Source organism: Pseudomonas sp. (assembly GCF_026224925.1).
Classification (GTDB): domain Bacteria; phylum Pseudomonadota; class Gammaproteobacteria; order Pseudomonadales; family Pseudomonadaceae; genus Aquipseudomonas.
This window is the reverse complement of sequence record NZ_JAMFRV010000393.1, coordinates 1-11,529: the sequence shown is the minus strand read 5'-3', so window position 1 is coordinate 11,529 and position 11,529 is coordinate 1. Positions and strand designations below refer to the sequence as shown.

9 protein-coding genes and 1 pseudogene are annotated in these 11,529 nt (G+C 56.5%); 5 read left to right on the top strand and 5 right to left on the bottom strand.

Annotated elements, in window-relative coordinates; genetic code table 11:
- The 5 genes from M0974_RS17080 to edd form a co-directional block, all read right to left on the bottom strand.
- The coding region (locus M0974_RS17080) for an ABC transporter substrate-binding protein (protein WP_297839119.1) at positions 1 to 803 on the bottom strand (803 nt) is incomplete at its 3' end.
- Positions 804 to 1,092: 289 nt separating this feature from the next.
- Complete coding sequence (locus M0974_RS17075; protein ID WP_297839116.1) at positions 1,093 to 2,556, bottom strand: ATP-binding protein; 1,464 nt, start codon at positions 2,554 to 2,556, stop codon at positions 1,093 to 1,095.
- Positions 2,546 to 3,283 (bottom strand): response regulator transcription factor, encoded by a 738-nt coding sequence (locus M0974_RS17070; protein WP_297839114.1) that lies wholly within the window; start codon positions 3,281 to 3,283, stop codon positions 2,546 to 2,548. The genes M0974_RS17075 and M0974_RS17070 overlap by 11 nt, the downstream gene beginning before the upstream one ends.
- 54 nt (positions 3,284 to 3,337) lie before the next feature.
- On the bottom strand, positions 3,338 to 4,300 hold the full coding sequence (locus tag M0974_RS17065) for a glucokinase (protein WP_297839112.1): 963 nt from the start codon (positions 4,298 to 4,300) through the stop codon (positions 3,338 to 3,340).
- The gene (edd, locus tag M0974_RS17060; RefSeq protein ID WP_297839110.1) at positions 4,297 to 6,123 is read right to left on the bottom strand and encodes a phosphogluconate dehydratase; all 1,827 of its coding nucleotides are present in this window, start codon (positions 6,121 to 6,123) and stop codon (positions 4,297 to 4,299) included. Before edd ends, M0974_RS17065 begins: the two co-directional genes overlap by 4 nt.
- 221 nt (positions 6,124 to 6,344) lie before the next feature.
- Here edd and gap point away from each other — a divergent pair, with 221 nt between their 5' ends.
- The 5 genes and pseudogenes from gap to M0974_RS17035 form a co-directional block, all read left to right on the top strand.
- Positions 6,345 to 7,346: a type I glyceraldehyde-3-phosphate dehydrogenase gene (gap, locus tag M0974_RS17055; RefSeq protein ID WP_297839109.1), complete on the top strand. Its 1,002-nt coding sequence runs from the start codon at positions 6,345 to 6,347 to the stop codon at positions 7,344 to 7,346.
- 99 nt (positions 7,347 to 7,445) lie between these two features.
- Positions 7,446 to 7,964 carry a sigma-70 family RNA polymerase sigma factor gene (locus M0974_RS17050; RefSeq protein ID WP_297839107.1) on the top strand — a complete coding sequence of 173 codons (519 nt, stop codon included), beginning with the start codon at positions 7,446 to 7,448 and terminating at the stop codon, positions 7,962 to 7,964.
- Positions 7,965 to 8,212: 248 nt separating this feature from the next.
- Positions 8,213 to 10,408 (top strand): annotated as a pseudogene (locus M0974_RS17045) (TonB-dependent hemoglobin/transferrin/lactoferrin family receptor); the annotation flags it as partial.
- A 61-nt stretch (positions 10,409 to 10,469) separates the two neighbouring features.
- A complete protein-coding gene (locus M0974_RS17040; RefSeq protein WP_297839105.1) occupies positions 10,470 to 11,078 on the top strand; it encodes a biliverdin-producing heme oxygenase in 609 nt (202 codons plus the stop codon).
- A 92-nt stretch (positions 11,079 to 11,170) separates the two neighbouring features.
- On the top strand, positions 11,171 to 11,529 hold a 359-nt coding region (locus M0974_RS17035), incomplete at its 3' end, for a YbaN family protein (RefSeq protein ID WP_297839122.1).

Below are 11,529 nucleotides of genomic sequence, written 5' to 3'. Positions count from 1 at the left end.
TGCATGCCGGCCTTGCCGTTGATGACTTTGGCAGCCTCCAGGTTCCAGTCCTGGCCTTTGCCGTCAGGATCCATGTAGGTGGCGACTTTCTTCAGTTCAGTAAGCGACTTGACCATTTCCGGACCGGTCAGCGATTTTTCGTCGAGATCTACCAAGGCTTTCTTGTAGCCGTCGGCCCCCATTACCGAAAGCACGACGGCTTCGAAAACGGTGCTGTCCTGCCAAGGCTGACCGCCGTGGGCCAGCGGGATGAAGCCCGCAGCCTTGAGCTTGTCACCGGCCGCATAGAATTCTTCGAGGGTAGTTGGATTCTTGGTGATCCCGGCTTTCTTGAACACTGCCGGGTTGATCCACAGCCAGTTAACGCGGTGAATGTTCACCGGAACGGCCACGTAGTTACCTTCGTACTTCACCGTGTCCGAGACTTTTTTATCGAGCAGGCTGTCCCACTTTTCCTCTTTGGCAACCTCTTTCAGCGCGTCAGTATCAAGCAAACCGGTGGACGCCCATTCCTGGATATCCGGCCCTTTGATCTGAGCAACGCCAGGCGGGTTGCCGGCTACGGCGCGGCTTTTCAGCACGGTCATGGCCGTCGAACCGCCACCACCGGCGACAGCGCCGTCTTTCCAAGTGAAGCCGTCTTTTTCAACTTGGGCTTTCAATACGTCGACTGCCGCTTTTTCGCCGCCCGATGTCCACCAGTGCACCACTTCCACTGTACCTTTGGAATCAGCAGCTTGAACGCTCAGAGGGAACAACGAAGCGAGAGAAATGACAGCAGCGAGGCGGGAGATCGAATTCATCTGATTACCTTTTCTTGTTGTTATGCATGAGCAAGTCTGGTGCTTGCGCTGCATGGATTCTAACCAAGGGATTTGGAGACACCGTAACGAAGGGACGCGCAAAGGTCACAGGATGGTTACATTGGTAGAAATGGGCTGTATCTGTAGAGCCAACTTGTTGGCCACTACAGAACGACGCGGTCTTGCTTAGATATCTGTGGGACCGAATTCATTCGGGAAGCGGCCAACAGGGTTTATCTGAAGGACAGCGTTGCTGCCTTCCCGAATGAATTCTGTCCCACAGTGAGTTTCAATCCACATTGCGCGGCAATCTCAGCGTCACACGCAACCCGCCTTCACGAAGGTTTTGCAGGCTGACTTCGCCGCCATGGCTGTGGGCAATGTTCCGTGCTATCCCCAGCCCCAGGCCGTAGCCCTGCTGCTGTTTGCCGGCCAGACGAAAATGCGGCTCGAATACCTGCTCCAGGCGCTGCTCCGGTACGCCTGGGCCTTCGTCGTCGACATGCAGAACAAACGCATTTTTATCGTCAGCGATGTGCAGATGAGCCTTTTGTCCGTATTTGAGCGCATTGTCGATCAAGTTGCCCATGCAGCGCTTGAGCGCCAGTGGCTTGCCCAGGAACAATGCATTCGCCTGCCCCTGTTGGGTCACTCGGCCATTTCCAGCAGGTGAAACATAGGGCTCGACCAGGCAATCCAATACGTGATTGAGATCCACCGGCTCGATATTTTCGTGAATATCAGTGTCTTTTACGCACTGCAGCGCGCCCTTGACCAGCAGCTCCAATTCGTCGAGATCACGACCGAATTTGGCCTGGACCTTTTCGTCTTCCAGCAGCTCAACGCGCAAGCGAAGTCGAGTAATGGGCGTGCGCAAATCGTGGGATATCGCACTGAATAACTGACTGCGCTCAGAGAGGTAACGACTGATACGTTCACGCATGGCGTTGAACGCGCGGCTGACTTCGATCACCTCACTGCCGCCGCCTTCGATAACAGGCTCAACCACGGTGCCCAACGACATTTCCCGCGCGGCGCGGGCCAACAGTTTGAGTGGACGGCTCTGCCAGTGCACCAGAAGACCAATAAACAACAACAGAAAACTGCTGGTCAACGCGATGAACCAGACCTGCTGAGCCGGCAAGTTCTGCTCTTCTAACGTGGTATATGGCTCTGGCAGCAACGAGGCGATGTACAGCCATTCACCCGGCGACAGTTCGATCTGGGTGACCAACACTGGCGGATTGATCGGCTCCAGACTCAAGGCGTAATGCGCCCACGAGCGTGGCAACTCATCGAGCTTGAGGCCGCCGTTAAAAATCCTGAGGTCTTCGGGACGTACGAACGTCACCAAAATAGTCGGATCGCTGCCCAAATGCTGGCGCAGCACTTCTTCGACGGCTGTCAGCACTGCGTCTTTGCGAGGCGTGGGGCCAAGGACTTCCATTTCCAGGGGTTTGTCGTTGAGCGACACCACAAACCGCGTGCCGCCCATGCTGCGCAGTTGATCTAGCACCAGCGGCCGATAGGCGACCGGCAGCGAACGAAAGTAACTGACGCTGGCGGCCATGGAATGCGCAAGGCTGCGAGCGCTGGTGACCAGCCCTTCCATCTGTGTCGCACGCAGTTGTGAAACCCAAATCACACTGGACAGCCCTTGCGCCATCAACACCACCAACAGCGTCAGCAGTAGCATGCGACCCAGCAACGAGCGTGGCATCGGAAAGCGCCAGCCCGTTGCTTCAGTAAGCATGGCTGGCCTGGAAGGTCACGTTGGCGGCTAACAAATAACCGCTGCCGCGCACGGTGCGAATCAGGCGTGGCGCTTTACCGGTATCACGAAGACGCTGCCGCAGACGGCTGACCGCCATGTCGACGATACGCTCCAGCGGCATCAACTCACGGCCACGGGTGGCGTTGCCAATGGTGTCGCGATCGAGAATTTGTTGCGGGTTATCCAGAAACAATTTGAGCAGAGCGAAATCAGCGCCGGAGAGAATGACCTCCTCGCCATCGCGATGGAATAGCCGATGACTTACCATGTCCAACCGCCATTCATCGAACACCAAGACTTCGCCGCTAACTCGCTCTTGGCCAAACTGGGCGCGTCGCAATAACGCCTTGATGCGCGCCTGCAACTCCCGGGGGCTGAACGGTTTACCCAAGTAATCATCGGCGCCCAACTCCAGACCGATCACCCGATCGGCTTCGTCGGAACTGGCCGTGAGCATGATGATGGGGACTTGGGAATAGCGAGGATGTTGACGTACCCAACGGCAAAGGCTGAAGCCGTCTTCGTCGGGCAGCATGACATCGAGGATTACCAGATCGCTGGGCTCGTTGCTGAGCGCTTGGCGAAAACCGGCACCATCGCCCACCGTGCGCACTAAAAAGCCACAGCGACTCAGGTAGGTTTGCAGTAATTCACAAATTTCCTCATCGTCATCGACCAGCAAAATTGACTTACTGACTGAGCTCACGTGGTCGTCCTTGTTATGAATGAAGCCTGTTTCTTATAATTGAGATCACGCCGATTAAGCGTGACCAAACGCTTGCTGTAACGCTACCCCGGCGCCCATTAGCCCTGGATATTCTGCGGTCACCAGCCACACCGGTACACCCTTGAAGTAATCCTTCATCAAGCCTTTTTCGGCAAACGATCTGGCAAAACCGCTGGCCGCGAAAAAATCGCTGAAGCGTGGTATCACGCCGCCACAGATGTAGACACCGCCGCGACCGCCAACGGTCAGTACAGTATTGCCCGCCACGCGACCCAACCAGCAACAAAACTGTTCAAGCACCGCTGCCGCTACCGGATCTCCAGCCACTGCAGCCGAGGTGATAGCCGCCGGCGACTTCAGCGTCGGCTCAATGTTGTCCAGCGAACAGCTTGTCTGGTAAAGCAATAACAGACCCGCACCGCTGAGTATGGTTTCAGCGCTGACGTGTTCGAGTTCAGTCATCAACCGCGCCCAGATTTGCGCTTCCCGAGGCGTACCCAATGGCAAATCAACGTGCCCGCCTTCGCCTGGCAAGGCCATCCAATGGTTGTCTGCCAGACCGATCAACGTACCGACGCCCAGCCCGGTGCCCGGACCGATGACCACACGCGGACACGCAGTATCGGAAATGCCATGGCACACGGTCAGGTATTCGTCGTCTTTCAACCGGGTCATGCCCAGTGCCATCGCCGTGAAATCGTTAACCATCAGCAGATTATCGACCTTCAGGTGCGCGCAGAATTCTGAACGGCTGATGCGCCAGTGGCTGTTGGTAAAATGAAATACATCGCCGCCCACCGGCCCGGCAACCGCCAGACAGACGGAGCCGACGTCGCCCGGATACAGGTCCAAGTCTTCGAGGTAAACCTCAAGGGCCTTTTCCGGGCTGGCGTAATCAATGGTCGGGAACACCCGGACCGAATGCAACGTATCGTCTTCCCAGATGGCAAACCGTGCATTCGTGCCGCCAATATCACCAACCAAAGCCAATTTCACTTAAGCGTCTCCAGACCCGAAGTAAAGGCACTTGCGCCCTGCTCTGCCGAGCTGAAGGCCATGCGCATGAAGCCGAACAGTTCGCGCCCACAACCCACACCGTTGTCGAGCAAACCGATTGCAGGTTCTCGGGCGGCCAACTCTGCCGCCTCCACCAGAACGTGCAATGTACCCTTAACGCCATCGAGACGGATAATGTCTCCGTCACGAATCAGCGCCAACGGTCCGCCATCAAACGCTTCAGGGCAAACATGGATCGCTGCCGGGATCTTCCCGGACGCGCCAGACATGCGCCCATCGGTGACCAGCGCGACTTTGAAACCGCGGTCCTGCAACACGCCGAGGAACGGCGTCATCTTGTGCAATTCGGGCATGCCGTTGGACCGCGGGCCCTGGAAACGCATGACCGCGATGAAGTCACGCTCCAACTTGCCGGCTTTAAACGCGTCCGCCAGGTCTTGTTGATCCTGGAATACCAGCGCAGGGGCTTCGACGATTTGATGCTCAGGTGCAACCGCTGACACCTTCATCACGCCACGGCCGAGGTTGCCTTCCATCACGCGCAAGCCGCCTTCGGCCGAGAACGGACGAGCAACTGGGCGCAAGATATCTTGGTCGAGGCTCTCGATAGGGCCTTCGCGCCACACCAGCTTGCCGTTTTCGAGGAAGGGCTCCTGGGTGTAACGGCTCAAGCCGAAACCGGCGACGGTGTTAACGTTTTCATGAAGCAAACCGGCTTCCAGCAACTCACGAATCAGGAACGACATACCGCCGGCCGCCTGGAAGTGGTTGATGTCAGCTTTGCCGTTTGGATACACGTGGGTCAGGGTTGGCACCACATCGGACAAATCAGCCATGTCTTGCCAGGTCAGGATAATCCCGGCGGCCATGGCGATGGCTGGCATGTGCAATGTGTGGTTGGTCGAGCCGCCTGTCGCATGCAGCGCAACAATCGAGTTCACCAGCGACCGCTCGTCGACGATTTCACCCAGCGGCATGAACTGCCCGCTTTGCTTGGTCATGCGCGTGACTTGGTGCGCCGCTTCGCGAGTCAGGGCATCGCGCAACGGGGTGTACGGATTGACGAAGGATGCGCCTGGCAAATGCAGGCCCATGACTTCCATCAGCAATTGGTTGGTGTTGGCGGTGCCGTAAAATGTACATGTGCCAGGGCTGTGGTACGACTTCATCTCCGTGTCCAACAGCTCTTCGCGGGTAGCCTTGCCTTCGGCATAACGCTGGCGGACGTCGGCTTTTTCCTTGTTGGAAATACCAGATGGCATCGGGCCACCGGGGACGAACAAGGTCGGCAGATGACCGAAACGCAAGGCCCCCATCAATAGGCCCGGAACGATCTTGTCGCAAATGCCCAGGCACAGGGTGGCGTCGAACATGTTGTGCGACAGCGCAATAGCCGTCGACATGGCAATCACTTCGCGGCTGGCGATACCCAGCTCCATACCCGGCTCACCTTGGGTGACGCCGTCGCACATTGCCGGCACGCCACCGGCAAACTGGCCTACCGAGCCGATTTCGCGCAGGGCCTGTTTGATCTGCTCTGGGTAGTGCTCGTAAGGCTGATGCGCCGACAGCATGTCGTTGTAAGACGAAACGATGGCCACGTTAGCGGCGTTCATCATTTTCAGGCTTTGCTTGTCTTCAGTGCCACAACTCGCCACGCCATGGGCGAAGTTGGCGCATTGCAGCTTGCCGCGCATCGGACCATCGCTGGCCGCGCCACGAATCATGTGCAGATAGCGCTCGCGTGTCGCACGACTACGGGCTATCAGTCGCTCGGTTACCTCAAGAACGCGGGGATGCATGTGATGAACTCCAGGCTAGCGGATAGGTGACCCGTTCAGGCTGTTCCAATTTTCGGCAGGCAGGCCTAGGCTTCGCAAAGGCATGATTTCGAACAACTGTACTGGGCTTACGGGTTACTCGTTGTAGATAAAACAAAATATTGCCATTAAAAAGGCTTGTTTTCTATTTTTATGCGAATAATCTTGTAATTCCAACAACAAATTTCAAAGAGGACGGCTGTATGACTCTTCGTATCGCAATCAATGGCTTTGGCCGAATCGGCCGCAATGTCCTACGCGCACTCTATACCCAAGGCTACCGACAGGACCTGCAGGTCGTCGCCATCAATGATTTGGGTGACAGCTCGATCAACGCACATCTTTTGCAATTCGACACTGTTCACGGCCATTTCGGCGGCACGGTCGAGTTTGACGACGAAAGCCTGACCGTTAACGGTGACCGTATTGCGGTCAGCGCCATTCGCAATCCGGCCGACCTGCCCTGGAAAGCCGAGAACATTGACGTCGTCTTCGAATGCACCGGACTGTTCACCGACCGTAACAAAGCCGCCGCGCATATCACCGCCGGCGCACGCAAAGTGATCATCTCTGCGCCGGCCAAAGGCGCCGACGCCACCGTGGTCTATGGCGTTAACCATGACGTTTTGCGTCAATCGCATCAAATTATTTCCAATGCATCTTGCACCACTAACTGCCTGGCGCCGGTTGCTCAGGTAATACACCGCGAGCTGGGCATCGAAAACGGCTTGATGACCACGATTCACGCCTACACCAACGACCAGAACCTGACCGACGTCTACCACACCGACCCGTACCGCGCTCGCTCGGCCACGCAAAACATGATCCCGAGCAAAACCGGCGCGGCTGAAGCCGTGGGCCTGGTACTGCCGGAGCTGGCGGGCAAACTCACCGGCATGTCGGTACGGGTTCCCGTGATCAACGTTTCCCTGGTGGACCTGACCGTGCAGCTCAAGCGTGAGACCACTGCCGACGAGGTCAACGCGATTTTCAAGGAAGCCAGTCGTCACTCCAAAGTGCTCGGCTATAACACGCTGCCGCTGGTGTCTCATGATTTCAATCACAATCCGCTGTCGTCGATTTTCGACGCCAATCACACCAAGGTTAGCGGCAAACTGCTGAAAGTTTTGGCCTGGTATGACAACGAATGGGCGTTCTCTAACCGCATGCTAGACAACTGCCTGGCACTGCACAACGCTGAGTGATTCGGCGGCTTTGCTCATAATCTGTCACGGATAACTGCTTGACCAATATCGCAGATGATAAGCATTATCATTTGCTGCTTCTATTGGTCGGGTATCCCCGTGAGTCAGTCGTGTTTCAACGATCTCTTCCTCTCCCAGCGCACGATTCTGCTGCGCACGCTACAGCGGATGGTCGGCAACGCCTGTACGGCTGAAGACTTGCTGCACGACACCTACCTGCGCGTCACTCGCGCTTTGGCTGAACGCTCAATCGAGCATCTGGCGCCCTTTCTCTATCAGACCGCGCGAAACCTGGCGTTGGACCACCTGCGTGCGCAACGCATTCAAGCCCGAACCCTGATTGAAAACGTCCCGCCCGATATTTTGCGCACTGTTGTCCAGTCCCACAGCAGCGCCGAAGAGGTGATTCACGCCACACGTTTGCTCGAACGCATCGACGTCAGCCTCACCGATCTCAGTTCACGCCAGCAAAAAATATTTGCCCTGAATCGTCTGCACGGCTGCAGCTATCCACAAATAGCGGCACAACTTGGCGTGTCTATCAGCACGGTGCAAAAAGAACTGAAACTAATCATGGCGATCTGCGCTGGGGTCGCGTCGAGGCATGATTTGAACTGATAAGTATTTTTACGCGGTAGCCGTTGGTCGTTCGTCTAGTTATAGCCAATGCAACTGATTCTTATTTGTATCAGTACGTAACTATAAAGAATGACCCTCACGACAGGGAGCTATCGATGCTGTCACCGAGCAAAACCTTCACCCGTTCTTCAATCACCGTCGCTTTGATCGCCGCGGGCGCTTTCAGCTCTCCGGCGAATGCCGAGACGCCCATCGAGGCAGCCGCTGCTGCGTCGCTGGGCAATGCTGTCATGTTGCAGCAAACCACCATCAGCGCCACCCGCACTGAGCAGCCGATCAACGCTGTGCCCAGCACCGTCACCGTGCACGAGCGGGATCAACTTGATCGGCAGAACGTCAACAGCATCCGTGACCTGGTGCGCTACGAGCCTGGCGTGTCAGTCGGTGGCGCCGGTCAACGCGCGGGCACCACCGGTTACAACATCCGCGGCATTGATGGCGACCGAATCCTGACCCAAGTTGACGGTGTTGAAGTCCCCGCCAGTTTTTCTAACGGGCCTTATGCCAAGTCGCAACGCAATTACGTGGACCCGGAAATCATCAAGCGCGTAGAGATCCTTCGTGGTCCGGCCTCGGTGCTGTACGGCAGCAGCGCCATTGGTGGCGCAGTCAGCTATTTCACCCTCGATCCGGATGACATCATCAAGCCTGGCCAGGACGTGGGCGCACGCTTGAAAACCGGATACAGCTCGGCGGACAATAGCTGGTTGAACTCGGCCACCATCGCCGGTCGTCATGACGCTTTCGACGGTTTATTGCACCTGAGCCAGCGCAACGGTCGCGAAACCGAATCCTATGATGACCACGGCGGCACCGGTCTAGGTCGGACTGCCGCGAACCCAGAGGACGTGCGCAGCACCAATGTGCTGGCGAAGCTGGGCTGGAATTATGGCGACGAGTCGCGGCTTGGACTGACTTACGAGAAATATAAAAGCGACACCGATATCAACCAGAAAAGCGCAGTGGGCGGGCCTTTCACCCCGGTGGGTGGGCGCGGTTATTACAAGTCACGCACGGGGAACGACACCATCACCCGCGAACGATTCGGCCTGGAAAACCGCTTCGCCCTCGATAGCCTGTTGGTGGATCACGTCAAATGGAGCTTGAATTATCAAATCGCCAAGACCGATCAAAGCACAGAGGAGCTGTATTGGACTCCTGGCTATAAAGTGGATCGTGCCCGCAACACCGTTTATCAAGACAAACAATGGGTCTTTGACGCTCAGTTAGATAAAGCCTTTTCGATTGCCAGTACCGAGCATTTACTGACCTACGGCACCACCATCAAGCGGCAAAAAGTTACCGGGTTACGCCAGGGCAGCGGCACCTGCGTGGAAGTATTTCGCGCCTGTCGGGAGATCGGCCAGGACATCCCGAAGGAAGGGTTTAAACCGTCGAGCGACTTTCCGGACCCGACTATCACTAGCTACGCGCTGTTTACCCAAGACGAAATTCGCTGGAATAACTGGACCTTCCTGCCTGGCCTGCGCTACGACTACACCCGGCTTGATCCTCGCATCACGCAGGAATTTCTAAATACCGTCGATCCAAAGGGCGAAGGCAGCGTCAGTGATAAAAACAAGACGTGGCATCGCCTGTCGCCCAAATTTGGCCTCACCTACGCGCTGACTGAGCAATACACTTGGTACGGCCAATACGCCGAAGGTTTCCGCACTCCAACCGCCAAAGCTTTATATGGCCGCTTTGAAAATACCGCCGGTGGCTACACCGTAGAGCCGAATCCAAACCTAAAACCGGAAACCAGCAAAAGCTACGAGACCGGGCTAAGGGGCAATTTTGAGCACGGTAACTTCGACGTCGCAGTGTTCTATAACAAATACCGCGACTTCATCAACGAAGACGCTATTACCCCCGGCACGACGGAACTCAAATTCGCAGCCGCCAACATCAAGCACGCCACCATCAAGGGCGCAGAGGTCAAGGGTCGCTTGAACCTTGACGCATTTGGCGCGCCAGCCGGCCTGTACACCCAAGGTTCGGTGGCCTATGCCCATGCACGCAATAACGACACCGGCCAGCCAATCAATAGCGTTAACCCACTGACCGGTGTCTTCGGTTTGGGCTACGACCAGAACACTTATGGCGGTTTGCTCAGTTGGACGCTGGTTCAACGCAAGAAACAGGTCGACAACACCAAAGGTGCCTTCAATCCGCCGGACGGCAGCAGCCAGTTCAAAACCCCCGGCTACGGCGTTTTTGATCTGACCGGCTATTACAAGGTTACAGAAGACGTGACCGTCAACGCCGGCCTGTACAACCTCACCGACAAGAAATACTGGAACTGGGACGACGTGCGCGGTTACGACAGCACCGGCGAAGCAGCCCCGACCGCACCCGCCAACCTCAGTCGCCTGACTGAGCCGGGTCGAAACTTCGGCGTCAACGTGGTGTGGAACATCTGATTCGCTGACGACGCCGGTTGTTATCGGCGTCGTTTTTTAAATGGTAAGCAAGGAAGACCCCATGACTCTGCATCCAACCCGCCCCACCCCGCGCTCACAACGCTTGAACCAAATCACCCATGCGCCCCACGAGCAGCTCGACAAGGCAGTCAAAGCCAACGCACCGTTTGCAACCCTGGCCAATTACGCGCGCTTTGTCGTCGCACAGTATGGTTTTCAGACTGAATTGAAAGCGCTGTACAGCGATCCGCGGCTGGCGGAAATTTTCGCTGACTTGCCGCAGCGTTGCCGTGCCGAACAGGCCAAAGCTGATTTGAACGACCTTGACACTGCCCTGCCTGATCCCGTCGCTGGTGCTCTGGTTGATCCGAGCACAGCACAGGCCCTGGGATGGTTGTTTGTGTCCGAAGGCTCCAAGCTCGGTGCCGCGTTTTTGATCAAGCGCGCCGTAGCCTTAAACCTGAGCGACACCTTCGGCGCACGGCATCTGGGTGAACCGGTAGGCGGCCGAGCAGAAGGCTGGAAGAGCTTTGTGCATATTCTGGATAACCTGCAACTCAGTGCGCTAGAAGAAAGTCAGGTAGAACAGGGCGCCATCGACGCATTCGAACGCTTCAATGTGTTACTGCAAAAGGCTTACACACCTTTGCCGAAGGTCGAAGTCGCCTGAATCCGGCAAGCCCGGTCAGCCTGGTCAGCCCCGTTAACCTGTCAGCACTGTTAAACTGGCCGGGTTGTTAAATGGACAGACGCATAGTGACCATCGAACCCAAACCTCAAACAGCATCAGGATCAAAAACCGTCCGCGTGCTGTTCGGCATTATTGCTTACGTCAGCTTGGCTATAGGCTTGATCGCTATTGTGGTGCCCGGTTTGCCCACCACTGAGTTCATTTTGCTGGCTGCCTGGGCTGCCACTAAAAGCTCGCCGCGCTTGAGCGCATGGTTGGAAAACCACCGGCTGTTCGGGCCGATCTTGAGTAACTGGCGCAACGGGCGCCTGATCGCTCGCCGCGCAAAAATCAGCGCCACCATCAGCATGTTGCTCTGCGCCATAGTGATGTTGACCTTGCTCGATCATGGCTGGCCGGTCTACCTTGCTATTGGCGGCATGAGTTTGGG